Below are 24,680 nucleotides of genomic sequence, written 5' to 3'. Positions count from 1 at the left end.
AGCAGAGTGCCTCACGAGATCCCGACTTTCGCCGGGATGACGGCTCAGGCCGTCAGCTTCGCCATCGCGCTGGCGGTGTCCACCATGCGGTTCGAGAAGCCCCATTCATTGTCGTACCAGCTGACGACGCGCACCAGCTTGCCGTCGATCACTGCGGTCTCGAGGCTGTCGACGGTCGACGAGGCCGAAGTGTGGACGATGTCGATCGAGACCAGCGGCTCGTCCGTATACCACAGGATGCCCTTGAGCGGGCCGCTCTCCGACGCCGCCTTCAGCACCGCGTTCACTTCCTCGACGGTGGTGTCGCGCTTCGGCGTGAAGGTCAGGTCCACCAGCGAGCCGTCCGGAACCGGAACGCGGATCGCCGAGCCGTCGAGCTTGCCCTTGAGCTCGGGCAGCACCTCGGCCACGGCGCGAGCGGCGCCGGTGGTGGTCGGGATGATGCTCATCGCGGCGGCACGGGCGCGGCGCAGGTCCGGGTGGATCTGGTCGAGGATCTTCTGGTCGTTGGTATAGGCGTGGACCGTGGTCATCAGGCCGCGCTCGATGCCGATCGTGTCGTTCAGCACCTTGGCGACCGGCGCCAGGCAGTTGGTGGTGCACGACGCGTTCGAGACGATCGCATGGCCGGCCTCGAGCTTGTCGTGGTTCACGCCGAACACGACGGTGAGGTCGACATTCTTGCCCGGAGCCGAGATCAGCACCTTCCTGGCGCCGGCATCGATATGCTTCTGGGCCGAGGCGCGGTCGGTGAAGAAGCCCGTGCACTCCAGCACCAGCTCCACGCCATTCTCGGCGTGCGGCAGGTTGGCGGGGTCGCGCTCCTTGGTCACCTTGATATGCTTGCCGTCGATGACCAGATCGTCGCCCTCGGCGGTGACGGTGCCCGGATACTTGCCGTGCACGCTGTCGCGCGAGAACAGCCACGCATTCGACTTGGCATCGGCCAGGTCGTTGATCGTGACCAGCTCGAGCCCGCTGTCGGGACGCTCGAGGATCGCGCGCGCCACCAGTCGACCGATGCGCCCGAACCCGTTGATCGCAACCTTCGTCATGCCTGTTCTCCGTTCAACTTGTCGACGATCCGCGGCACGATGGCTCCCGCGGTGAGCCCGAAATGCTCGTAGAGCTTCAGATAAGGGCCCGAGGCGCCGAATCCATCCACGCCGAAATTCAGCCCGTCCAAGCCGGTATATCGCTCCCAGCCCAGCGTCGCGCCGGCCTCGATCGAGACCTTGAGCGCATGCGCCGGCAACAGGTCGCGCTTGTACTGCGCATCCTGCGCGTCGAAGCGCTCCCAGCACGGCATCGAGACGACATCGGCGCCGATGCCCTGGGCTTCCAGTTCGTCGCGCACGGCGACGGCGATCTCGACTTCGGAGCCGCTGGCGATCAGCACCACCTGGCGCGGCGCCTCGGCCTCGCGAATGGCGTAGCCGCCGCGCGCCGAGCGGTTCTCGGCGGCCTCGGTGCGCAGCTGCGGCAGGTTCTGGCGGCTGAGCGCGAGCAGGCCCGGGCCGTCCTGGCGCTGGAGCGCGAGTTCCCAGCATTCGGCGGTCTCGACCACGTCGCACGGGCGATAGACGTCGAGATTGGGGATCAGGCGCAGGCTGGTCAGGTGCTCCACCGGCTGGTGCGTCGGGCCGTCCTCGCCCAGGCCGATCGAATCGTGCGTCATCACATAGACGACGCGCGCCTGCTGGAGGGCCGAGAGGCGGATCGCCGCGCGGGCATAGTCGGCAAAGACCAGGAAGGTACCGCCATAGGGGATCACGCCGCCGTGCAGCGCCATGCCGTTCATCGCCGCCGACATGCCGAACTCGCGGATGCCGTAATAGACGTAGCGGCTGGCGTAGTTGTCCGCGCCGAACGTGCCCAGGCCCTTGGTCAGCGTGTTGTTCGAACCGGTCAGGTCGGCCGAGCCGCCGACGGTGTCGGGGATCTGCGCGTTGATCGCCTCGAGCGCCATTTCGCTCGCCTTGCGGGTCGCGACCTTCTGCGGCGCGGCCAACAGGCCCTGGATATGGTCGGCCATCGAGAACCAGGCCGGCAGTTCGCCGCGCATCCGGCGCTCGAACTCGGCGCGATCCTCATGCGCCGCGAGGCGCTGCTTCCACGCGGCGTGCGGCACGGCGCCGCGCTTGCCCGCCGCCAGCCAAGTCTCGCGGATATCGCCCGGAATCTCGAAGGCCGGGTGGTTCCAGCCCAGCGCCTGCCGGGCAGCGGCGACTTCGTCCGCGCCCAGCGGCGATCCGTGCACCTTGGACGAGCCCTGCTTGTTGGGCGCGCCCTTGCCGATCACCGTGCGACACTGGACGAGCGAGGGCAGCGCGCTGGCAAGCGCTTCGTCGATCGCGCGGGCAATGTCCGCCCGGTCATGGCCGTCGCATTCGACGACCTGCCAGCCCGAGGCACGGTAGCGCGCGGGAATGTCCTCGCTCGACGAGAGCGAGACCGCGCCGTCGATCGTGATCTTGTTGTCGTCCCACAGCACGATCAGCTTGCCGAGCTTCAGATGCCCGGCAAGACCGACCGCCTCGTGGTTGATGCCTTCCATCAGGCAGCCGTCGCCGGCGATCACCCAGGTGCGGTGATCGACCAGGCCGTCGCCATAGATGGCGTTCAAATGCCGCTCGGCAGCGGCCATGCCGACCGCCATCGCAAAGCCCTGGCCGAGCGGGCCGGTAGTGCATTCCACGCCCGGCAGCTCGAAATTCTCGGGATGGCCGGCGCAGGGGCTGCCGATCTGGCGGAAGTCGCGAATGTCCTGCAGCGTCGGCTGCGCATAGCCGGCGAGATAGAGCGTCGAATAGAGCAGCATCGAGCCGTGCCCGGCCGAAAGCACGAAACGATCGCGGTCCGCCCATTTCGGGTCGGCCGGATCGAACTTCAGATACTCCTGGAACAGCACCGTGGCCACGTCGGCCATGCCCATCGGCATGCCGGGATGCCCCGAATTGGCCGCCTCCACGGCGTCCATCGACAATGCCCGGATGGCATTGGCGCAATCGGCGAAGCTTGCGGTCACTTGGAGTCCCCTGATGCTGGCGCGGACGCCTTTGGTCACCTTGGACCGCCACGTCAACCGCCTCGACATCCCGAAGGGCGGGCGGACTCGGGCCGGCGCGGCTCCGGTCCGCCTCGTCGAACCCGCCCGGCAGGCGTTGCCATTCAGGGGTTGCTAGGTTCGGATGGGGTGCGTAACGCTTGCGGCATGGCAAGTACGCCCGCCGATCGTATCGAACAGGCCCTCGTCCGCATCGAGAAAGCCGCCGCAGCGCGGGCCTATGCCTGCGAACGGATCACCCAGCGCCACGCCAAGCTGCGCGCCCGCATCGAGGATGCGGTGAGTTCGCTCGACGCGCTGATCGCGCGCGAAGCCGGGGCGGAGCAGGACTGATGGCGGATATCGACATCTCCGTCGCGGGCCGCAGCTATTCGGTCGCCACCCGCGAAGGCGACGAAGGGCATATTCGCCACCTCGAAGCGATCCTGCAACGCCATGCCGACACCGCCCTGCGCGCGTCGGGCGGCCTGAACGCCGAGCGCACGCTCGTCTATCTCGCGCTGATCCTCGCCGACCTGCTCGACGAGACCGAACGCAATCCGCCGGAGGGCGTCTCGCCGGTCCTGCTGGAGCGCATCGCCGATCGGCTGGAAGCCGTTGCCGCGGCGCTCGAAGAGGATGCAAGCGAGGCATAGGCCTCGTGCCTCCGTCGCCCCCGGCTTTCGCGGCGCTGGCGCAAGGAGGGTAGTTGCGGGAGCGCCTTCAAGCCCCTACATCCGTCCATGGCGGGCACTGCCCGGTACGAGCCATAGCAATTATCCCTGAGGCTATTCATCATCCATGGGGGCTGTCCCTGTGCGGATCCTGGTCCGCGGCATATGGTCCCCACCTGACGTAACGGGCGTCAGTGGATATTCTGGCAAACGGCCATGGCGGTCCCGCCACCGCTCCCCTAGAAGCGTGGCATGATCGACAAGCTAGCCCTGCGGGCACAGCTCCGCGCCGAGCGCGACGCCTTCGCCATCGAAGCCAGCGAAGCGATCCTCGCGCCCGAGGCGTTCGTCGATCGCCTGGCCGCCGGGGCCACCGTCGCCACCTATGTCGCCATCGGCAGCGAAGCCGACCCCACCCAGCTCGCCGCCGCCGCCGCGGAGAAGGGTTGCGCGCTCGCCCTCCCCTTCGTCGTCGATCGCGCCGCGCCGATCCGGTTCCTGGCATGGCGGATGGGCGAGCCCCTGGCCGACGGCCCGTTCGGCCTGCGCCAGCCACGCGCCGACAGCCCGGAAGTGGCGCCCGACGTGATCCTGACGCCCCTTGTCGGTTTCGACGCGCGCCTCAATCGCCTCGGCCAGGGCGCCGCGCATTACGACCGCGCCTTTGCCCGCTATCCCGATGCCTGGCGCGTCGGCGTCGCCTGGGCGATGCAGGAAGTGCCGGCCGTCCCCTCCGACATCTGGGACGTGCCGCTCCAGGCCGTGATAACCGAGAAAGGCATGACATGGCACGCGGGGGCGTAGCGCCGAGCTGGCGCAAGCCGGCGGGCGCACTGGGCATCGTCGCCTGGATTCTGGCGTGGATCGTCCTGGTGGCGAGCTTCTCGCACTGGATCGGGCAGCTGCACGTGCTCGCCCAGCTGCCGATCTACGTGGTGACGGGCATCGTCTGGATCCTGCCGCTCGGCGGGGTGCTGCGCTGGATGGAGACCGGGCGCTGGCGCCGCGCCTGAAGGCGCATGGCGCGAGTGACGGGGCTCGAACCCGCGACCTCCGGCGTGACAGGCCGGCGCTCTAACCAACTGAGCTACACCCGCATCCGCGCACGAGAATGGACCATGGTCGCCACGGCATCGGTCCCCCGGGCTCCGCACGAGCGGCGCCTTTCCGGTCCGGCAATGGGGAATGGCGCGAGTGACGGGGCTCGAACCCGCGACCTCCGGCGTGACAGGCCGGCGCTCTAACCAACTGAGCTACACCCGCTCTCTCGAAGCGAGGAGGCGGGCACTAGACGCGAGATTCGGGGGTGTCAACCGGATTGGTCGCGACTTTTTCGCCGGAGCGGACGATTATCCACAGGATCGTTCACCAAGGTCCCGTGCTCGAAGAGAAAACCGGCGATGTCCGGCTTGCCCGCCGCGTTCACCACCGTCTGGATGATGATCAGCAGCGGCACCGCGAGCAGCGCCCCGGTGGTGCCCCACACCCAGCCCCAGAAGCTCAGCGAGATCAGGATCATGATCGGGCTGATCGTCAGCCGGTGCCCCACGATCAGCGGCGTCACCACATTCGCCTCGATCAGGTGGCAGGCGATCATCACGATCGGCGGCACGAATGCCCAGCCCAGGTCCGGAAAGGTCATCAGTCCGCCCATGGCCAGCAGCAGCGCGGCGAAGACCGGGCCGAAATAGGGGATATAGTTGAGCAGCGCGACGATGCCGCCCCACATCAGCGGCGTCGGCATGCCGATCGCCCAGAGCACGCCCGCCACGATCAGCCCCAGCGTCAGGTTGATCAGCGTGATCGTGCCCAGATAGGCCGAAGTATCGTCCACCACGTCCTGGATCACGCGCGCCGTCGCCATCGCGCCGCCGAAGCTCGCGCGGCTGGTGATCGCGTTGCGCCGCAGCCGGGTCCAGCCCGACAGGAAGAAATAGATGACGAGGATGGCGAAGAACATCTCCACCAGCGCCGAGGGAGCCGAGGTGGCGAACAGGTCGATCAGCGAGCGCGGCGGCGTGGCGGCCATCACTTCGGGCTGCTTCATCGGCGCCGAGGCGAAGTTCATCACCGTCTTGTTCACGAAACTGTCGAGGTTGGCGTAGAACTCGATCAGCGGCTTCAGATTCTCCTGGATCTGCGGGATCTTGGCGGGAAGATCGCGGATCCACTGCCAGGCCGGCACCACGATCGAGGCCAGCGCGACATTCGCCGCGATCAGGAACAGCAGCACACAGATGAACGCCGCGATCGGCGCGGGCACGCGGTGGCGCTCCAGCCATTCGAGCAGGGGCACCAGCGCGATCGCGATCACCAGCGCGGTGGTGAGCGGCAGGAAGAACACCGCACCCGCCTGCAGCGCGAACGGCAGCGCCAGCAACAGGCCGATGCCCGCCATGAGCGCCAGCGCCGCCATCAGCCGGTCCCGCTTCTGGCCGTCGCCCATGCTTTCCTGGCTCGATGGCCCCAGCAGGGGCACCCTTGCCGATCCGGACGACGCGCCGTCATCCAGGGGTTCGCCGCCGATGCTGCCGGGTCGATCGCTCACTTCTGCCCTTCCCTTTCGCGGCCGACCCTAGCGCGGATTGCAACGGATGTAATCCCGGCTAGTCTGATCGGGATGGGCGAACACATACTGGTCATCGACGAGGGCACCACCTCCACGCGCGCGATGTTGTTCGCGCCGTCGGGCAAGTGCCTGGGCAGCCACAGCGCCGACCTTGCCCAGCATTATCCCGGCCCGGGCCTGGTCGAGCATGATGCGGGCGAGATCTGGCGCCGCTCCCTCGAATGCGCGATGGCCATGGTCCAGCAGGCCGGCGGCGCCCAGGCGATCGCCGCGATCGGCATCACCAACCAGCGCGAGACCATCGTCTTCTGGGACAAGACCACCGGCGAGCCGCTGGCGCCGGCGATCGTCTGGCAGGACCGCCGCTCGGCCGCGATGTGCCGGGCCTGGCGCGAAGCGGGCGAGGAAGCCGGCGTCCAGGCGCGCACCGGGCTGCTGCTCGATCCCTATTTCTCCGGCACCAAGATCGCCTGGGCGATGCGCAACTGGCCGCAATTGAAGGGCGTCGGCAATCGCCTCGCCATCGGCACGATCGAGAGCTGGCTGGTGTGGAAGCTCACCGGCGGCCTGCACGTCACCGATGCCACCAACGCTTCGCGCACCCTCCTGATGGGGCTGGGCTCCGGCGGATGGAGCGACGGGCTGCTCGACATGTTCTCCGCGCCGCGCGACGCGCTGCCGGAGATCGTCGATTGCGCCGGCAGGTTCGGCACCACCAGATTGTTCGGCGGCGAAATCCCGATCTGCGGCCTGGCCGGCGATCAGCAGGCCGCGACGATCGGCCAGGCCTGTCTCGAGCGCGGCGACACCAAGGCGACCTATGGCACCGGCGCCTTCGTGCTGACCAACGCCGGCGGCACCCCGCCCTCCTCCAGGAACCGCCTGCTCGCCACCGTGCTCTGGCAGCTTGGCGGGCGGCGCACCTATGCGATCGAGGGTTCGGTATTCGTCGCGGGCAGCCTGGTCCAGTGGCTGCGCGATTCGGTGAAGCTGATCGAAACCGCGCAGGAGACCGAGGCGCTGGCCCGCTCGGTCAAGGACAATGGCGGCGTATACCTCGTCCCCGCCCTTAGCGGCCTTGGCGCGCCCTGGTGGGAACCGGAAGCCCGCGCCGCGATCTCGGGTCTCAGCTTTGCCGCTACCCGTGCCCATATCGTCCGCGCTGCGCTGGAGGCGATGGCGCACCAGAGCCACGACCTGAAGGCCGCCTTCGCTGCCGACGGCGCCGACTGGTCGCGCCTGCGGATCGACGGCGGCATGGTCACCAACGACTGGATCGCCCAGGATCTGGCCGACATCCTCGCCATCCCGGTGGACCGCCCCGATTTCGCCGAGACCACCGCGCTGGGCGCCGCGATGCTGGCGGGCGTGGGCTGCGGGATGTTCGCGGACCTCGAGGAAGCGGCCCGGATGCGCGGCGCGGGGCTGACCTTCGAGCCGAGGCTGGAGCCGGACAGGCGCGAGGCCCGCCTCGCCGGGTGGAGAAGCGCAGTCACTTCGGTCGTCGCGCCCGCGAAGGCGGGGATGACGGTGGCCCAGCCGGGATAGCGACGGGGGGCGGCGAGGCGGCAACCTACCCCAGGAACACCCGCACATATTCCTCCACCGGGCGGCGCAGCAGCGTCTCGTTGACGAAGAACGGGATCGACCCCTTCTCCCATCGCCCGATCCGCACGCCGGCGGCACGGCCGCGCTCGAACGCCGCTTCGGCAAGTGCCTGCGGCATCTCCAGCCGGTAGATGTTCGAGGCATCCGGATTCGGCACGCGCTTCACCTTGCCGCCATGCTCCAGCGCCGCGAACAGCGTTTCGGCGGCGCCATGCGCCGTGGCGATGCTCTCGGGAAAGCGTTGCAGCCCGTCGAGCGCAAGCAGGGCCGGTGCCCAGCCCTGATAGATCAGCCCGCCATAGAGGTGCCGCCATTCGCGCGCCTTGGCGATCGTCGCCGCCGGCCCGGCCAGCACCGCGCCAAACGGCGCACCCAGATATTTGTAGAGCGAGACATAGACCGTCTCGAACGGCGCCACATACGCCTTGCGGTCGAGCGAAGGCGGCGCAAGCAGCAGCCGCGCCGCGTCGAGGTGCATGCGCGTGCCATGCGCCGCCGCCAGCGCCGCGATCTCGGCGATGCGCTTCGGCGGGATCAGCTGCCCGTCGAGCCGCCGCACGGGACTCTCCAGCGAGATCGCGCCGACCTTGAGCGCATAGGGGCCCTTCTCGGCGGCATCGAACGCCGCGACCAGTTCCTCCTGCGTCGGCGCCACGCGCCCTGCGCCCAGGGGCACCAGGTTGATGCCCGCCAGCCGCTGCGCCATGTTGCTCTCGTCGCGATAGAGATGGCTGTCATACTGGCAGAGCGCATGCGGCGCCTCGCCGCACAGCACCCGCAGTGCGACATTGTTGGCGAGCGTGCCCGTCGGGAAGAAGGCGCAGGCCTCCTTGCCGAGATAGGCCGCAAAGGCCCTTTCCAGCGCCTCGACCGCGCCGCCGTTGAGATAGCCGTCGCGCACCGATCCGCTGCCGGCCAGCGCCGCCAGTCGCGCCGACATGGCGACCGGGTCCGGAGGCGCGGAATCGCCGACCAGCCAGACGCTGCGCGCATCGGCCGGAGGAAAGACCGGGGCCGACTGCCACCTTGCCGCCCGGGCCAGCGGCGGCATGGCCATGGCGGCGGCGGCGAGCCCCAGGAACGCGCGGCGATCGGAATGCATCGGGTGTCTCCCTTCGGATGCCGATCCTAGCAAGCGCCGCTCCTTCCGCCAGCGCCATTGCGCCTCAGGCGGTGGTCTCTCCGACGAACAACGCCCGCAGGTCCTTCTTCAGGATCTTGCCATTGGCGTTGCGGGGCAGCGTATCGGCCGCGAAGCGCACCTGCACCGGCACCTTGAACGCGGCCAGCCGCTCGCGGACGAAGCCCTGGAGTTCCGCCTCGCTCGCGCTGGCGCCCGGCGCCATATGGACCACCGCCACCGGCTCCTCGCCCAGGATCTTGTGCGGCACGCCGATCAGCGCCGCGTCCATCACCCCGGGAAAGGCGTAGAGCACGTCCTCCACTTCGCTCGAATAGATGTTCTCGCCGCCGCGGATCACGATGTCCTTGGCCCGATCGACGATATAGAGGAAACCTTCCTCGTCGAGCCTGGCCAGGTCGCCGGTGCGCACCCAGCCGTCGACAAAGGTCTCCGCGGTCGCCTCGGGCTTGCCCCAATAGCCCTTCACGATCATCGGCCCCCTGGCCCAGAGCTCGCCCACTTCCCCGACGGGAAGCTCGCGATCGCCCTCGACGGTCATGATCTTGAGGTCTGCGGTCGCCACCGGCTGGCCCGCGCTGGTCGGCCGAGTGAGATAGTCCTCGCCGCTATGCTGGGTTACCGTCGCCATCGTCTCGGTCATGCCCCAGCCATTGCCGGGCAGCGCCCCGAATTCCTCATAGATGCGCTTCACCAGCTCCGGGGCCGAGGGCGCGCCGCCATAGGAGATCGCCTCCAGGCTGGAGAGATCGTATTTTTCGCGCGCCGGATGCTCGAGCAGCTGCCAGGCGATCGTCGGCACGCCACCGGTGAAGGTCACCTTCTCGCGCTCGATCAGCCCCATCGCCTGCTCGGCGTCCCAGCGGCGCATGAACAATATGGTCTGCCCCGTCGCGATGCCGGTCATCAGGGCGGCGCTGCACGCCGTGACGTGGAACAGCGGGATCACCAGCAGGCCCACCTTGTGCGGGATCACCGCCGGCGGCACCTCGCCCCGGCGCAGCATCGCGCGCGCCGCGCTGTATCCGCTCGACAGGATGTTGGTGCAGATGTTGCGGTGCGTGCCCAGCGCGCCCTTGGGGTTTCCCGTCGTGCCGCTGGTGTAGAAGATCGTCGCATCGTCCTCGGGCGAGACCGCCACCTGCGGGAAGGGAATGTCGGGCAGGCCGGCCCAGTCCTTCCGCGTGCCGATCAGCACCTCCAGGCGGCTGGCGTTGCCCCCCAGCTCCTCGTCGCAGCGGCTCACCACCACGCGCTCCAGCGCGGGCAGCTGCGCGTAGCAATCCTTCAGCCGCGCATGCCGCTCGGCATCGACGAAGAGGATCTTCGCGCCCGAGTCCTTCAGCCCATATTCGAGCTCGCCGCCCGTCCACCATGCATTGAGCGGCACGATGATCGCGCCCAGGCTGGTCGCCGCGAAGAAGATCGTCGGCCATTCGGGCAGGTTGCGCATCGCCAGCGCGACGCGGTCTCCCTTCCCCACCCCCATCTCGGTCAACCATTGCGCGAGGTGGCAGACCGCGCGGTAGTTCGCGTCATAGGTGACCCGCTCGTCCTCATAGATGGTGAAGACGCGGTCGCCATAGAGCCGCACCAGCTGCTGGAGCACGCCGAGCGTGGGCGGCGCGTTCTTCCAGATCCGCGTCGGCACGCCGCGAATGTCCACCTCGTCCATCTCGAAGCGCGCGCCCGGCGCGGTAAGCGCGGCCTTCACCTGCGCCAGCGACATCGCCGGCCAATTGGGGTCGAGCGGGACGATCGGTTCGGGGGCCAAGGCGATTCTCTCCAATCTATGTGCGTTATGTTTCTAGAATGTTGGGTTTGGCACCGGATGCCGTACCGTAAACAACGTTAGTGTTGATTCATCGCGCGCTCAAGGCAATAGGGGAACCGCATCCGCGCCAAGATGCGAGTCACTGGTTTCGAATGAGAGGTATGCCAGCCGCATGACGATTGCCAAGCCCGAAAACCAGGGTTTCGACGCGGCCCGGCTGGCCCGGATCGATCCGTACCTGAAGACTCGCTATCTCGACTCGGGCAAGCTCCCGCACGCGCAGCTGCTGATCGCGCGCGGCGGCGAGATCGTGCATTTCTCGCATCAGGGCGCGGCCCGCGAGGGCGGCGCGCCGGTGGACGAAACCACGATCTTCCGCATCGCCTCGATGACCAAGCCGGTCACCAGCCTCGCCTTCATGATGCTGGTCGAGGAAGGGCTGGTCGCGCTCGACACGCCCGTCCACCACGTCCTGCCCGAGCTGAAGGGGCTGGGCGTGTTCAAGGCGGGGGGTGGCGGCGTGCCGTTCCAGACCCTGCCCACCGACGAGCCGATGCGCATGGTGGACCTGCTCCGCCACACTTCGGGCCTCACCTACAGCTTCCAGAACCGCACCAATGTCGACGCAGCCTATCGCGAGGGCAAGATCGAGAACTGGCACGGCAACCTGACGCTCGACGAATTCGTCGCGGCGCTGGGCGGCATTCCGCTCGAATTCTCGCCGGGCGCCGAATGGAATTATTCGGTCTCCACCGACGTGCTCGGCGCCGTGGTCGAGCGCGTCTCGGGCACGAAGCTGGGCGACTTCTTCGCGCAACGCATCTTCGTGCCGCTCGGCATGCACGACACCGGCTTCACCGTCCCGGCGGACAAGATCGATCGCCTCGCCGATTGCTGGGCGATGGTCCAGGGCAAGGGCCGGGTGATGTACGATCGCGGGGCCGAAAGCGCCTGGTCGAGGGAGCCGCGCCTGGTCTCGGGCGGCGGCGGGCTCGTCTCCACGGCGCTCGACTATCACCGCTTCTGCACCTTCTTCCTGAACAGGGGCGAGCTGGACGGCGTCCGGCTGGTCAGCCGCAAGACGATCGAGCTGATGACGGTCAACCATCTGCCCGGCGGCTCGGACCTGCACGCCATGTCCAAGTCGCTGTTCAGCGAGACCACCAATGCCGGCACCGGCTTCGGCCTGGGTTTCGCGATCACCATGGATCCGGCCAAGGCGATGATGCCCGGCTCGCCCGGCGAATATTATTGGGGCGGGATGTTCTCGACCGCCTTCTTCATCGATCCCGTCGAGCGGCTCTCGATGGTCTTCATGACGCAGCTTTCCCCGTCCATGCTCTACCCGATCCGGCGCGAGCTGAAGACGCTGATCTATTCGGCACTGGCGGATTGAAGTGCCCTGCCCGCCCTTTCCTCGTCATCCCCGCGAAGGCGGGGATCCAGAGCCAAGGCCGACAAAGTTTGTGACCCCGGATCCCCGCCTTCGCGGGGATGACGGACAAGAGATAAATCGGAGAAGCAAGCAATGACCTCCCCCATCACCACCACTCGCCAGGGCGACGTCCTGATCATCACTTCGGACAATCCGCCGGTGAACGCGCTGGGCGCGGCGGTCCGCCAGGGCATCCAGGCGGGCATCCAGGAAGCCAAGGGCGATGACGGCATCAAGGCCGTCGTCATCACCTGCGCCGGCAAGACCTTCTTCGCCGGCGCCGACATCACCGAGTTCGGCAAGCCGATGCAGGAGCCCTCGCTCCCCGTGCTGGTCGACGAGATCGAAGCGCTCGACAAGCCGGTGATCGCCGCCGTCCATGGCACCGCGCTTGGCGGCGGCTGCGAAGTCGCCCTTGCCTCGCACTATCGCATCGCCGTCCCCTCGGCGAAGTTCGGCCTGCCCGAAGTCAAGCTCGGCATCCTGCCCGGCGCCGGCGGCACCCAGCGCATGCCGCGCGTCGCGGGCGTCGAGGTCGCGCTCGAAATGGCGACCAAGGGCGATCCGATCTCGGCCGAGCAGGCCAAGGCCGCCGGCCTGGTCGATCGCCTCGCGACCGAGGGCAATCTCCTCGCCGATGCCGTCGCCTTCGCCCAGGAAGTGATCGGCAAGCCCGTGTCGCGCTCGTCCGAGCGCCCGGTCACCGTCGATCCGGCAGTGTTCGAGGGCTTCCGCGCCAAGAACGCCAAGCGCTTCCGCGGCATGGACGCACCGAACACGATCATGGACCTGATCGAGCAGACCGCGGGCAAGCCCTATGCCGAGGGCGTCCAGGCCGAGCGCATGGGCTTCATGAAGCTGATCATGGGCACCCAGTCGGCGGCGCTGCGCCACATCTTCTTCGCCGAGCGCAAGGCGGCGAAGATCGACGGCATCGCCGAGGACATCGCGCTGCGCGACATCAAGCGCGTCGGCGTGATCGGCGCCGGCACGATGGGCGGCGGCATCTCGATGAACTTCCTGTCGGCGGGCATTCCGGTCACCATCGTCGAGATGGCGCAGGATGCGCTCGACCGCGGCACCGGCGTGATGCGCAAGAATTACGAGGCGACCGCCGCCAAGGGCCGGATGACCGCCGAGCAGGTGGAAGGCGCGATGGGCCTGCTCAACCCGACGCTCGATTTCGGCGCGCTCGGCGAATGCGACCTGATCATCGAGGCCGTCTATGAGAATATGGACGTCAAGAAGGAGATCTTCGGCAAGCTCGATCAAGTAGCCAAGCCGGGCGCCATCCTCGCCTCGAACACCAGCTATCTGAACATCGACGAGATCGCCGCCGCGACCAGCCGCCCGCAGGACGTGCTCGGCCTGCACTTCTTCTCGCCGGCCAATGTGATGAAGCTGCTCGAGATCGTCCGCGGCGCCAAGACCGCCGACGACGTGCTCGCCACTGCGATGGCCGTGTCGAAGAAGATCAGGAAGGTCGCCGTCATCGCCGGTGTCTGCTACGGCTTCATCGGCAACCGCATGCTGATGCCGCGCCAGATCGAGGCGAACAAGATGCTGCTCGAAGGCGCCACGCCCGAGCAGATCGACAAGGTCCATGTCGCCTTCGGCATGCCGATGGGCCCGTTCCAGATGGCCGATCTCGCCGGTGTCGACATTGGCTGGCACCGCGACCCGAACCGGATCGAGAACATCCGCGACGCGCTCGCCGCCGAGGGCCGCTGGGGCCAGAAGAAGAACGCCGGCTTCTACGATTATGACGAGAAGCGGAACCCCTCGAACTCGCCGCGCGTCGCCGAGCTGATCGCCGAATGGCGCGAGAAGCTGGGCGTGCCGCAGCACGAGATCACCGAGGAGGAGATCGTCGTCCGCACGCTCTACACCATGGTCAACGAAGGCGCGCTGATCCTCGCCGAGAAGATGGCCCAGCGCGCAAGCGACATCGATGTGGTCTGGGTCTATGGCTATGGCTGGCCCCCGTATCGCGGCGGCCCGATGTTCTGGGCCGATACCGAGGGCCTCAAGAAGATCGTCGAGGGCCTTGAGAAATACGGCTTCGAAGTCGCCCCGCTGCTCCGCGAGAAGGCGGAGAAGGGCGAGAAGTTCAACAAGTGAGCAAGATCTCCCTCTCCCGCTTGCGGGAGAGGGCCGGGGTGAGGGTGCGAGAGAGCGGCGAGCGAACCGCCTGAGGCACCCATTCACCCTCACCCAACCCTCTCCCGCAGGCGGGAGAGGGCTTTGGAGAAGAAAATGAGCGAAGACCTCGACCAATTCCGCGCCGAAACCCGCGCCTGGCTCGAAGCCAATTGCCCGGCCGAGATGCGCACCCCGCCCACGTCGGACAGGGAGACCACCTGGGGCGGCCGCAATCCCGAATATGCGCATCCCGACCAGAAGGTCTGGCTCGATCGCATGGCGGCACGCGGCTGGACCGTGCCCGACTGGCCCAGCGAATATGGCGGCGGCGGCCTGAGCGCGGCCGAGACCAAGATCCTTCGCGAGGAGCTGAAGCGGATCAAGGCGCGCAATCCGCTCAACTCCTTCGGCATCTCGATGCTCGGCCCGGCGCTGCTGAAATACGGCACCGAGGCGCAGAAGCTCGAACATCTCCCGAAGATCGCGCGCGGCGAAATCCGCTGGTGCCAGGGCTATAGCGAACCCAATGCCGGCTCGGACCTCGCCGGCCTGCAAACTTCGGCGGAGGACAAGGGAGATCGCTTCCTGGTCAATGGCCAGAAGGTGTGGACCAGCTATGCCGACAAGGCCGACTGGATCTTCTGCCTCGTCCGCACCGACAAGCGCGTCAAGCAGGCCGGCATCAGCTTCCTGCTGTTCGACATGGCCTCGCCCGGCGTCAGCACCAAGCCGATCCTGCTGATCAGCGGCAATTCGCCCTTTTGCGAGACCTTCTTCGACAATGTCGAAGTGCCCAAGGCCAATCTGCTTGGCGAGCTGAACAAGGGCTGGGACGTCGCCAAATATCTGCTCGGCCATGAGCGCGAGATGATCTCGGGCTTCGGCCTGGGCGGTACGGGCAAGGACCCGCTGGTCGAGGCTGCGCGCAAGGGCGCGGACCCGATCCTGCGCGCCCAGATCGCGCTGTTCCAGGTGCGCTCCAAGGCGTTCACCGCGATGTCGGAGAAGTTCATCGACGAGCTGAAGGCCGGCAAGGCGCATCCAGCCCAGCCTTCGATGATGAAATATTACGGCACCGAGCTGAACAAGGCCCGGCACGAGTTGCAGATGGCCGCCGGGGGATCGGATGCGCTGGAATGGGAAAGCGACGCCAGCCACCAGGGCGCCGCCGCCCGGACCTGGCTGCGCACCAAGGCCAATTCGATCGAAGGCGGCACCAGCGAGATCCAGCTCAACATCATCGCCAAGCGGATCCTGGACCTGCCGTCCTAGCTCTCTCCCCCCTTCAGGGGAGAGAGCCGGGGATAGGGGCATGAACGCCACCTTCCCCCTCTCCCCGCCCCTCTCCCCGCGAGCGGAGAGAGGGAGAAAGGAACTCAAATGCCCCTCTACCTCAACGACGACCAGACGATGCTCCGCGACACTGCGAAGGATTTCATCGCCTCGGAGGCCCCGATCGCCCATATGCGCGCGCTGCGCGATGCCGATGACACCGCCGGCTTCTCGCGCACGCTGTGGAAGCAGTTCGCCGAGATGGGCTTCGCCGGCATCCTGATCCCCGAAGCGGATGGCGGCCTCGGCCTCGGCCATGTCGAGGCGGGCGTGGTGCTCGAGGAGATCGGCCGCAACCTCTCGCCCTCTCCCTTCCTTGCTACCGCAGTGGCGGCGGTCGAGGCGCTGAAGGGCAGCGCCGCCGCTCGGGCCTGGTATCCAGGCATCCTCGCCGGCGAGACCGTCGCCGCGCTGGCGATCGACGAAGGCGCCAAGCATGACGGCAGGATCGCAATGCAGGCCGAGCGCGCAGGCAATGGCTTCCGCCTCACCGGCGCCAAGCAGTTCGTGACGAACGGCCATGTCGCCGACCTGCTGCTCGTCGCCGCCCGCACCGGCAACGGCACCACTTTGTTCACCGTTGCCGGCGATGCCCAGGGCCTCACCGCCACCCCCCAGCGCCTGGCGGACTCCAGCATCGCCGCCCGCCTTCAGTTCGATGGCGTCGAAGTCGATGCCGACGCGGTGATCGGCGAAGTCGACCAGGGCGACGGCCCGCTTGCCCGCCTGCTCGCCGCCGGCCGCACCGGTGCCTCGGCCGAGATGATCGGCGTCGGCGGCGGTGCCATGGACATGACCGTGTCGTACCTGCGCGAGCGCAAGCAGTTCGGCGTCGCCATCGGCAGCTTCCAGGCGCTCCAGCATCGCGCCGCGCATCTCTACAGCGAAATGGAAGTCGCCCGCGCCGCCGTGCTCAAGGCGCAGCAGTTGCTCGATGCCGGCCCGGAATACGCCGCCGCCGCCGCGGAGGCCGTCGCGGTCGCCAAGGCGATGACGGGGCTTGCCACCACGCTCGCCGTGCAGGAGGGTGTCCAGATGCACGGGGGCATCGGCATGACCGACGAATTCGACATCGGCTTCTTCATGAAGCGCGCCCGCATCCTCGCCGAGATGTTCGGCGACAGTAATTTCCACGCCAATGCGCTGGCGGAAAGCGCGGGGTATTGATGGCCCCCCACGCCCCCTCCCTCCCCGTCACCCCCGCAAAGGCGGGGATCCAGGACGACAGAGCGACGCCCTGCGTGACTCTGCACCCCCGCCCTTGCGGGGATGACGGAGGGAAGAATGGCTGACGACATCTCCGAACGCGCCACCGAACCTCAGGCGCTGGTCGACCAGCTTACCCGGCTGCTCGACGTCGAGCGCATCGACACCGATCTGTATCGCGGGCCCCGCCAGCCCGGCGGCGTCGGCCGGGTGTTCGGCGGCCAGGTGGTCGCCCAGGCGCTCCAGGCCGCGCAGCGCTCGGTCGAGGACGACAAGCTCGCCCATTCGCTCCACGCCTATTTCATGCGCCCGGGCGACGAGAACCACCCGATCATCTACCGCGTCGTGCGCGATTTCGACGGGCGCAGCTTCGCCAATCGGCGGATCATCGCGATGCAGGGCGGCCAGCCGATCCTCAACATGACCGCGAGCTTCCAGCTGCCCGCCGACGGCCTGCACCATCAGTTCGACATGCCCGACGTACCCGATCCGGACAGCCTCGTTTCCGAGCGCGACCTGCGCGAGGCGATCCGCGACGAGGTTCCGGAGAAGTTCCGCCGCTTCTTCCTGCGCGCACGGCCGATCGAGATTCGCCCGGTCAACCCGCGCAACTGGTTCAAGCCGGTGAAGAGCGCGCCCGTCCAGCACAGCTGGTTCCGCGTCGTGGCGCCCCTGCCCGACGATCCCGCGCTCCACCGCGCGATGCTGACCTACGCCACCGACATGACGCTGCTCGGCACCTGCATGCTGCCACACGGCGTCAGCTGGATGAACGGCGGGGTGCAGACCGCCAGCCTCGATCATGCCGTCTGGCTGCACGAGCCGTTCCGCTTCGACGAATGGCTGCTCTACACTACCGACAGCCCCTGGGCCGGCCATGCGCGCGGCTTCAACCGCGGGCGCATCTATGCGCGCGACGGCCGCCTCGTCGCCAGCGTGGCGCAGGAGGGGCTCGTCCGCGTCAAGGACTGACCCCCCTTAGGGGTGCACGTCGACGCCCAGCGCCGTGAGCAGGGCGAATTGCTGGTCGGCGGAGACCATCATTCCTTCGACGCTGCCGAGCTCCCGCAGCACCATCCCGGCCAGGTCTCCCCCGCGCAGATCGGCCCGCGCAAGCTTCGCGCCGGCGAGCTGGGCATTGGTGAAATCGCAGCCACGCAGGTCCGCGCCCTCCAGCTCGGCATCGAACAGCAGCGCTTCGCGGAGCCGCGAGCCGGTCAGCGTGCAATCGGGCATGCGCAGCTCGCTCAGATCGGCGAGCTCCAGATTGCAATCGGCGATCGTGCCGGCCCATTTCACCAGCCGGCGCCCCAGCGCATGGCCGAAATCCACTTTCTGGAAGACCGCACCCCGCAGGTTGCAGCCCCGGAGCTGGCCGGCATGGAGGCTCGATCGCTCGATCCGGGCGAAGGACAGGTCGCAACGCTCGAACCGCGCCTGGTCGAGCTGCGAGAAGGCGAACTGAACCCCGACATGCCCGGCATCGTCGGCGAAGCTGCAATTCTCGAAATCGGCATCGCGCAGATCGACATTGGCGAAGCGGCACCGGATGATCCGGCAATCGCGGAACCGCGCGTCCTGCAGGCAGGTCCCAGTCAGCCGGACATCGCGCAGCACGCAGTTCTCGAACCGCATTCCCGCCAAGTCGGCGTCGCCGAACTCGCGCGCGGACAGGTCTTCGCCACACGCCACGCCGCCTACCTCCAATGCCATGCCCCTTCTCCCGTCCGGCCGGGATAACGCCCCGACGCGAACGTATCAAGAACATATGGATCGCCCGCCTCCGGAACGCCTCCTTCCGCCCAGGCGTTGGGAGCGGAGGCGCCATGGCGGGAGTTTCGGAAATGGCAATCGGCATGCTGCTGGCGGCACTGGTCGCGCAGGACCTGGCGCTGGTGACCGCCGATGCGGCCGATCCTGTGGCGATCGCCGCCCGGCTCGACCTCACTTCCTTCCCCAATTCCACCGCCCCGCGCCGCAGGGACGGCCTGCGCACCTTCGCCGATTATGGCTTCACCAGCGTGGTGCGTGACGGCAATGCCGCGGTGCTCGACGCCGCCGACAAGAGCTGGACCTTCCGCGTCAGCATCCTCGATCGCAGCGACAAGGCGATGAAGCTCTGCATCCTCGATCGCGCGCTGAACGGCGGCAGCTATTTCAGCGTGAAACCGATCGAAGTGGCCCAGGGCAAGGACGGCCTGTTCCGCGCCACCGGCAATTCCGTCGCCGATCCCAATTGCGCCTGAGCCAGGAAGCATTAGATCGCGGAGCATGGAAACCGCCCCGCGCCACTTCGCCTATGTCACGCTCGACGTGTTCACCGATACGCGCTTCGGCGGCAATCCGCTCGCCGTGTTCACCGATGCTCGGGGCATGACCGATGCCGAGATGCAGGCGCTGGCCGCCGAAATGAACTATAGCGAGACGACCTTCGTCCTGCCCCCTGCCGATCCGGCCCACACCGCCCGCGTCCGCATCTTCCATCGCACCGCCGAGATGCCCTTTGCCGGCCACCCCAATGTCGGCACCGGTTTCGTCCTTGCGGGCCTGCGCCCCGACGCCGGCGACACGCTCCGCTTCGAGGAGATCGCCGGGCTGGTCGAAGTCCGCATCGCGCGCGACGATGCGGGCCGTGCGCTCGGTGCCGAGATCGATGCGCCCCAGCCGCTCCAGCTGCTCGGCACGCTTCCGGTGGCGGATGTCGCTGCCTGTCTCGGCCTCGACACAGCGGACCTGGTCACCACCACGCATGTTCCCACGCGCGCCAGCCTGGGCGTGGATTTCGTCTTCGTCGAAGTGACCGAAGAGGCGCTCGGCCTCGCCCGGCCCGACATCGCTGCCTATCAGCGTCTCGCCGATGCGGAGCGCGACAGCGCCGCGCGCCTCTCGATCTTCCTCTATGCCCGCGAGGGCAATCGCGTCCGTGCCCGCATGTTCTCCCCGCTCAGCGGCACCTGGGAGGACCCCGCGACCGGCAGCGCCAACGCCACGCTCGGCGCCCTGCTGCTGTCGCTCGGCGACGCGGAGACAGCCCGTTTCGAAATCCGCCAGGGCGTGGAGATGGGCCGTCCGAGCAACCTTGCCGTCCGCGCCTGGCGTGCGCCCGGGGGCATCCGCGCCAGCGTCGCCGGCCGCTGCGTGCCGGTGTTCAGCGGCAGCGTCGCGCTCTAGTTCTTCGGCCGCACCACATAGGCGCTGGGCAGATACAGGAACACCTCGGTCAGGCTGGCCCGCGCCCATTCGACCGGCCGGTCCAGGCCACGCACTTCCACGCCATAGCCCGTGCCGAACTTCGCCGCCGTCGCCTCGGCATCCGCTGCGATCAGCCCGATGATCTGCGGGCGATACTGGTCGGGATTGACCACCGAGAGGGTGAGATCCCCCTTTTCGGTCATCTCCGCCCGGCCGACGCTCGGCACCGCCTTGAGAAAGCGCGTAATCCGGTCGAGCGCGGTCTTGGCGTCGACACCGGGCGCGAGGCGCGTCTTGACCAGGAACACCGTCTTGTCGGTGTCCGGCCGCCCGTCGTTCGACAAGGGGAGGTTCCGGTAGTTGGCCACGGTCAGCGGCTCGACGACATATTCGCCCGTCGCCAGTTCCACGTCATATCTGCCGGCCAGGTCGATCGCGCCCCGGATCATCGCATAGATCTCGTCGCGGCGCTTGCCCGCCTCGCGCGTGTCGCCGGCGACCCGCACTTCCTGCACCGCGAAGTCGGCCGTGCGGCGCAGAGTGATGATCGGCATGGTATCCGAATAATCGTCCGCCTCGCGCCGCGAGCCGGTCACCACGATCTCCTGCGCACTCGTGGCCTCGACCGCCTGCTGCGCGAAGGCCGGCCCGACCGATATCAGTGAGAATGCCGCCAACAGCCATTTCATGTTCATGCCCGCTCTCCCTCTGTTGCTCGGGAGATTGCGAAGCGGCCCGCCCCAAGTCAATCAGAAGGCCGGCTTGCCGAATTCCTGCCGCGTCACCGGGTGGCTCGACGAAAGCCCGCCATCCACTACCCAGGCTTGGCCGTTGACATAGCTTGCCGCGTCGCTCGCCAGGAACAGCGCCACGCGGGCGATCTCTTCCGGCACGCCGGCGCGGCGCAGCGGGTTCAAGCGCCCGAGCTTGTCTTCCTTGCCGTTCTCGCGCGCATAATCGAACGCGCGCTGCGTCATCCCCGTCTCGATCAGCCCCGGGCAGATCGCGTTCACCCGCACGCCCGATCCCGCGAATTGCTGCGCGGCGGTCTGGACCAGGTTGATCACGCCGGCCTTGCTCGCCGAATAGGCCGGGCCGCCGGCGCCCGATCGCAGCCCGGCCACGCTGGCCGTGCAGATGATGGCCCCGCCGCCGCGCTCCACGATCCGCGGGCCCGCATGCTTGATCGCCAGCGCCGGGCCGATCAGGTTCACGCGCAGCACTTCGCTCCACAGCTCCACCGACGTGTCGAAGATGCCCGTGGCACCGCCCGAGATGCCGGCATTGGCATAGAAGATGTCGAGCCCGCCGAACCTGTCGATCGCAGTGGCAACCAGGTGCTCGACATCGGCCTCGTCGCCTGCATCCATGCGCACCGCGATCATCCCCTCGCGGCCGGCCACCGTCTCGTCGACCGAGGCGCTCAGATCCGCCGCGACCACCCGGGCGCCCGCCTCGGCAAATGCCCGCGCCGTCGCCCGCCCGATCCCCGAGCCGGCGCCGGTGACGATCGCAACCTTGCCTTCGAACTGCATCTTAAACTCTCCACCATCAGACGTCGCGCGCATCAGATCGTCACGCCCCCGTCGATCACCATCACCTGCCCGGTCATGAACGCGCTGGCCCGGCTCGCCAGATACACCACCGCACCGGCAATCTCCTCCGGCTCGCCGATGCGGCGCAGCGGCGTGGTCGCGTTGGTCGCGCTGGCCCGCTCGGGATCTTCCCACAGCGCCCGGGCGAAATCGGTCCGGATCAGGCCCGGCGCGATGCAGTTCACCCGCACATTGTCCGGCCCGAACTCCACTGCGTAGTTGCGCGCCAGCTGCAGGTCCGCCGCCTTGGAGACGTTGTACGCCCCGATCACCGGCGATCCGCGCAGGCCGCCGATCGACGAGACGATGACGATCGATCCCTCGCGCCGCGCCCGCATCTCCGGCGCCACGAGCTGGATCAGCCAGTGGTTGGAGAGGATGTTGTTGTCGAGGATCTTGCGGAACTGGTCGTCCGCGATCCCCTCGAGCGGCCCGTAATAGGGGTTGGACGCCGCGTTGCAGACCAGCACGTCGATCCGGCCGAATACCCGCCGGGTCTCGTCGACGAGATGCCGGAGCGCCGCCTTGTCGGAGATGCTCGCCGCCACCGCCAGCGCGGTTCCCTCGCCGTGCGTTGCGTTGAGCGCGGCCGCCACCTCGTCGCACGCATCCTGCCTGCGGCTGGAGATCACCACCTTCGCGCCGTGCCCGGCCAGCGCCTCCGCCGATGCCCTGCCGATCCCGCGCGAGGATCCGGTGACGATCGCCACCTTGCCGGTCAGGTCGAACAATCCGCGCATATCCATTCCCCGGTGTTTCGTCGTCCCTGCGAAGACGGGGATGACGGCGTCTTGGCGCGACGACGGTGCTAAGCCCCCGCCTCCCGTGCGAAATGCCATGCAGCCGCCACCAGGCCGGGAAGCCGCTCCACCGTCGCCGCCGCCTGGGCGCTGGAGGCGTTGCCGTCGATCATCCGCTTCTTGATTCCCTGCACGATGCCGGTCAGCCGGAAGAGGTTATAGGCGAAATACCAGTTGAGGTCGGGCACTCCGTCGCGCCCCGTTGCGGCGCAGTAGCGCGCGACCACCTGCTCGATCGTCGGGATGCCCGTCCCGGGGCCCGTCAGCCCCTTTACCCCGGATCGGCCCTCCGGTTCGGTAACCCAGCTCATCAGGAAATAGGAGAAGTCCGCCAGCGGATCGCCCAGCGTCGACAATTCCCAGTCGAGCACCGCCGATATCCTTGGCCCCTCGGGCGCGAAGATCATGTTGTCGATGCGGAAGTCGCCATGGACGATGCTGGTGCGCGTCTGCTCCGGCACGGTGCGCGGCAACCATTCGATCAGCCGCTCCACCTCCGGCAGGTCGTCGGTCTGGCTCATCCGATATTGTTTCGACCAGCGCTCGACCTGCCGCGCGAAATAATTGCCGGGCCTGCCATAGCCGCCCAGGCCTACCGCCTCATACTCCACCGCATGCAGCGCCGCGAGCGTGTCGACGATCGCTTCGTAATGGGCGGTCCGCTCCGCCGGCGCCATGCCGGGCAGCGCGCCGTCCCACAAGGTCCGCCCCTCCACCATCTCCATGATGTAGAAGGGGGCGCCGAGCACCCCGGGATCCTCGCAGAGCCCATAGGGCCGGGCGACCGGGAATCCGGTCGGGTGCAGCGCCGCGATCAGCGCATATTCGCGCTCCACCGCATGCGCGGAGGGGAGGATCGGCCCGAACGGCTTGCGCCGCAGCACATAGGCGCTCGCGCCGGCATCGATCCGATAGGTCGGGTTGCTCTGCCCACCCGGGAACTTGGTCACCGCGATCGGCCCGGCGAACCCGGCGACATTCGCGGCCAGCCAATCCGCCAGCCGGGCTTCGTCCAGGTCGCTCATGCGAATTCGATCACCGAGCGCACGCTGTCGCCCTTGCGCAGCTTGTCGAGCGCTTCGTTCACCTCGCCCAGCCCGATCCGCTCGGCGACCATGGTGTCCAGGTCGAGCAGCCCGTCGAGATACATCTGCACCAGCCGCGGCATGTCGATCGGGAAGCGCGTGCTGCCCAGCAGCGAACCCTGGATCTTCTTGCCGGTCAGGAAGGTCGGCCCGGACAGGCTCACGCTCTGTCCCGGCGCGATCATCCCCAGGATCGTCGCGGTGCCGCCGCGGCGCAGGATGTTCCAGGCCAGCTCGGCGGTGTTCGGCCGGCCGACCGCCTCGATCGCATAATGGACGCCGCCGCCGGTCCGCTTGAGCACGTCCTTGGCCAGCCCGTCGGCCATCGCGTCCAGCGCATGCGTCGCGCCCAGCTTCAGCGCCAGTTCGCGCTTCTCCGCCACCGGGTCGATCGCCAGGATCATTCCGGCGCCCGCAATCTTCGCTGCGTTGATCGCCGCCAGCCCGATGCCGCCCGCACCGATCACGGCGACGCTCTCGCCGGGGCGCACCCGGCTGTCGTTGAACACCGAGCCCGCGCCGGTGATCACCGCGCAGCCGAGCAAGGCCGCGCGGTCCAGCGGCATCTCCTTCGAGATCGCCACACAGGCATTTTCGTGCACCAGCATCTGCTCGGCAAAGGCGGAAAGGTTGAGGAACGGCGCCAGCGCGGTCCCGTCGCCGAGCGACAGCCGCGGCTCGGCATCGGCCGGGCGCCGGGTGGAGGGATCCACGCAGAGCGAGGGCCGCCCGGTCACGCACATCTCGCAGCTGCCGCAGAACGCAGTGAAGAAGGTGATGACGTGATCGCCCACCTTCAGGTGCGCGACGTCGCTGCCGACCGCCTCGATCACCCCCGCCGCCTCATGCCCCGGCACCGTCGGCACCGGATGCGGGAAGGCGCCGTCGACGAAGTGCAGGTCCGATCGGCACACGCCCACCGCCGCGGTGCGGATCAGCACTTCGCGCGGGCCCGGCTTGGACACGTTGACATCGGTGATCTCGAGCGGCTTGCCCGCTTCGTAGAGGACTGCAGCCTTCATCCTACTCCCCTCAACCGTCATCCCCGCGCAGGCGAGGATCCAGGGTTTCTCTTCCGTCT

The 24,680-nt window shown here is 67.9% G+C and carries 23 protein-coding genes and 2 tRNA genes; 12 read left to right on the top strand and 13 right to left on the bottom strand.

Annotation, left to right across the window (positions count from 1 at the left end; translation table 11 throughout):
* Window positions 1–44 precede the first annotated feature (44 nt).
* A complete protein-coding gene (gene gap / locus BGP17_RS19255) occupies window positions 45–1,055 on the bottom strand; it encodes a type I glyceraldehyde-3-phosphate dehydrogenase (protein WP_167298853.1) in 1,011 nt (336 codons plus the stop codon).
* Entirely contained in the window at window positions 1,052–3,028 is a 1,977-nt protein-coding gene (tkt, locus tag BGP17_RS19250) for a transketolase (protein ID WP_286713215.1), read from the bottom strand. Before tkt ends, gap begins: the two co-directional genes overlap by 4 nt.
* 186 nt (window positions 3,029–3,214) lie before the next feature.
* Here tkt and BGP17_RS19245 point away from each other — a divergent pair, with 186 nt between their 5' ends.
* The 4 genes from BGP17_RS19245 to BGP17_RS19230 all read left to right on the top strand — a co-directional run bounded on the left by BGP17_RS19245 (window position 3,215) and on the right by BGP17_RS19230 (window position 4,733).
* Window positions 3,215–3,400, top strand: coding sequence for a hypothetical protein (locus BGP17_RS19245; RefSeq protein ID WP_086129626.1), 186 nt, complete (start codon window positions 3,215–3,217; stop codon window positions 3,398–3,400).
* The gene (locus BGP17_RS19240) at window positions 3,400–3,702 is read left to right on the top strand and encodes a cell division protein ZapA (protein WP_167298851.1); all 303 of its coding nucleotides are present in this window, start codon (window positions 3,400–3,402) and stop codon (window positions 3,700–3,702) included. The genes BGP17_RS19245 and BGP17_RS19240 overlap by 1 nt, the downstream gene beginning before the upstream one ends.
* A 270-nt stretch (window positions 3,703–3,972) precedes the next feature.
* A complete protein-coding gene (locus BGP17_RS19235) occupies window positions 3,973–4,524 on the top strand; it encodes a 5-formyltetrahydrofolate cyclo-ligase (protein ID WP_167298850.1) in 552 nt (183 codons plus the stop codon).
* Window positions 4,506–4,733 (top strand): DUF2842 domain-containing protein, encoded by a 228-nt coding sequence (locus BGP17_RS19230; protein ID WP_167298849.1) that lies wholly within the window; start codon window positions 4,506–4,508, stop codon window positions 4,731–4,733. The genes BGP17_RS19235 and BGP17_RS19230 overlap by 19 nt, the downstream gene beginning before the upstream one ends.
* A gap of 7 nt (window positions 4,734–4,740) precedes the next feature.
* Here BGP17_RS19230 and BGP17_RS19225 read toward each other — a convergent pair.
* From BGP17_RS19225 to BGP17_RS19215, 3 genes are all read right to left on the bottom strand, one after another.
* A tRNA-Asp gene (locus tag BGP17_RS19225) sits at window positions 4,741–4,817 on the bottom strand.
* Window positions 4,818–4,906: 89 nt separating this feature from the next.
* A tRNA-Asp gene (locus tag BGP17_RS19220) sits at window positions 4,907–4,983 on the bottom strand.
* Between the two features lie 46 nt (window positions 4,984–5,029).
* Window positions 5,030–6,268: an AI-2E family transporter gene (locus tag BGP17_RS19215; RefSeq protein WP_380926226.1), complete on the bottom strand. Its 1,239-nt coding sequence runs from the start codon at window positions 6,266–6,268 to the stop codon at window positions 5,030–5,032.
* A gap of 72 nt (window positions 6,269–6,340) precedes the next feature.
* On the opposite strand from BGP17_RS19215, the gene BGP17_RS19210 reads away from it, so the two are divergent.
* Entirely contained in the window at window positions 6,341–7,837 is a 1,497-nt protein-coding gene (locus tag BGP17_RS19210) for a glycerol kinase (RefSeq protein ID WP_286713213.1), read from the top strand.
* Window positions 7,838–7,862: 25 nt separating this feature from the next.
* On the opposite strand, the gene BGP17_RS19205 is transcribed toward BGP17_RS19210, so the two are convergent.
* A complete protein-coding gene (locus BGP17_RS19205) occupies window positions 7,863–8,999 on the bottom strand; it encodes a threonine aldolase family protein (RefSeq protein ID WP_286713211.1) in 1,137 nt (378 codons plus the stop codon).
* Window positions 9,000–9,063: 64 nt separating this feature from the next.
* Window positions 9,064–10,767: a class I adenylate-forming enzyme family protein gene (locus tag BGP17_RS19200; RefSeq protein ID WP_286713313.1), complete on the bottom strand. Its 1,704-nt coding sequence runs from the start codon at window positions 10,765–10,767 to the stop codon at window positions 9,064–9,066.
* Between the two features lie 217 nt (window positions 10,768–10,984).
* On the opposite strand from BGP17_RS19200, the gene BGP17_RS19195 reads away from it, so the two are divergent.
* The 5 genes from BGP17_RS19195 (at window position 10,985) to BGP17_RS19175 (ending at window position 17,899) form a co-directional block, all read left to right on the top strand.
* Entirely contained in the window at window positions 10,985–12,208 is a 1,224-nt protein-coding gene (locus BGP17_RS19195; protein ID WP_286713209.1) for a serine hydrolase domain-containing protein, read from the top strand.
* 132 nt (window positions 12,209–12,340) lie between these two features.
* Window positions 12,341–14,368, top strand: coding sequence for a 3-hydroxyacyl-CoA dehydrogenase NAD-binding domain-containing protein (locus tag BGP17_RS19190; RefSeq protein WP_286713208.1), 2,028 nt, complete (start codon window positions 12,341–12,343; stop codon window positions 14,366–14,368).
* Window positions 14,369–14,503: 135 nt separating this feature from the next.
* Complete coding sequence (locus tag BGP17_RS19185) at window positions 14,504–15,661, top strand: acyl-CoA dehydrogenase family protein (RefSeq protein ID WP_286713206.1); 1,158 nt, start codon at window positions 14,504–14,506, stop codon at window positions 15,659–15,661.
* A 108-nt stretch (window positions 15,662–15,769) separates the two neighbouring features.
* Window positions 15,770–16,888, top strand: coding sequence for an acyl-CoA dehydrogenase family protein (locus BGP17_RS19180; protein ID WP_286713205.1), 1,119 nt, complete (start codon window positions 15,770–15,772; stop codon window positions 16,886–16,888).
* 117 nt (window positions 16,889–17,005) lie between these two features.
* Entirely contained in the window at window positions 17,006–17,899 is an 894-nt protein-coding gene (locus BGP17_RS19175; RefSeq protein ID WP_167298842.1) for an acyl-CoA thioesterase, read from the top strand.
* A gap of 6 nt (window positions 17,900–17,905) precedes the next feature.
* Here the strand turns inward: BGP17_RS19175 and BGP17_RS19170 are convergent, their stop codons facing one another.
* On the bottom strand, window positions 17,906–18,640 hold the full coding sequence (locus tag BGP17_RS19170; RefSeq protein ID WP_286713203.1) for a pentapeptide repeat-containing protein: 735 nt from the start codon (window positions 18,638–18,640) through the stop codon (window positions 17,906–17,908).
* A 131-nt stretch (window positions 18,641–18,771) separates the two neighbouring features.
* Here BGP17_RS19170 and BGP17_RS19165 point away from each other — a divergent pair, with 131 nt between their 5' ends.
* Window positions 18,772–19,173 (top strand): hypothetical protein, encoded by a 402-nt coding sequence (locus BGP17_RS19165; protein ID WP_286713201.1) that lies wholly within the window; start codon window positions 18,772–18,774, stop codon window positions 19,171–19,173.
* Between the two features lie 25 nt (window positions 19,174–19,198).
* Window positions 19,199–20,098, top strand: coding sequence for a PhzF family phenazine biosynthesis protein (locus BGP17_RS19160; RefSeq protein WP_286713199.1), 900 nt, complete (start codon window positions 19,199–19,201; stop codon window positions 20,096–20,098).
* Here the strand turns inward: BGP17_RS19160 and BGP17_RS19155 are convergent.
* From BGP17_RS19155 to BGP17_RS19135, 5 genes are all read right to left on the bottom strand, one after another.
* On the bottom strand, window positions 20,095–20,814 hold the full coding sequence (locus BGP17_RS19155; protein ID WP_167298839.1) for a TonB-dependent receptor: 720 nt from the start codon (window positions 20,812–20,814) through the stop codon (window positions 20,095–20,097). The genes BGP17_RS19160 and BGP17_RS19155 overlap by 4 nt on opposite strands.
* Before the next feature lie 54 nt (window positions 20,815–20,868).
* Window positions 20,869–21,654 (bottom strand): SDR family NAD(P)-dependent oxidoreductase, encoded by a 786-nt coding sequence (locus tag BGP17_RS19150; protein WP_286713198.1) that lies wholly within the window; start codon window positions 21,652–21,654, stop codon window positions 20,869–20,871.
* Window positions 21,655–21,686: 32 nt separating this feature from the next.
* On the bottom strand, window positions 21,687–22,460 hold the full coding sequence (locus BGP17_RS19145; RefSeq protein ID WP_502688451.1) for an SDR family oxidoreductase: 774 nt from the start codon (window positions 22,458–22,460) through the stop codon (window positions 21,687–21,689).
* A 62-nt stretch (window positions 22,461–22,522) separates the two neighbouring features.
* Window positions 22,523–23,539 (bottom strand): phosphotransferase family protein, encoded by a 1,017-nt coding sequence (locus BGP17_RS19140; RefSeq protein ID WP_286713195.1) that lies wholly within the window; start codon window positions 23,537–23,539, stop codon window positions 22,523–22,525.
* Window positions 23,536–24,621, bottom strand: a complete 1,086-nt coding sequence (locus BGP17_RS19135) for a Zn-dependent alcohol dehydrogenase (protein WP_167298835.1) — start codon at window positions 24,619–24,621, stop codon at window positions 23,536–23,538. Before BGP17_RS19135 ends, BGP17_RS19140 begins: the two co-directional genes overlap by 4 nt.
* Window positions 24,622–24,680: the final 59 nt, after the last annotated feature.

It is taken from the genome of Sphingomonas sp. 67-41 (assembly GCF_001899725.1).
Classification (GTDB): domain Bacteria; phylum Pseudomonadota; class Alphaproteobacteria; order Sphingomonadales; family Sphingomonadaceae; genus Sphingomonas; species Sphingomonas leidyi.
Note: the sequence above shows the minus strand (reverse complement) of the source record. Positions and strands in the feature narration are given on the sequence as shown.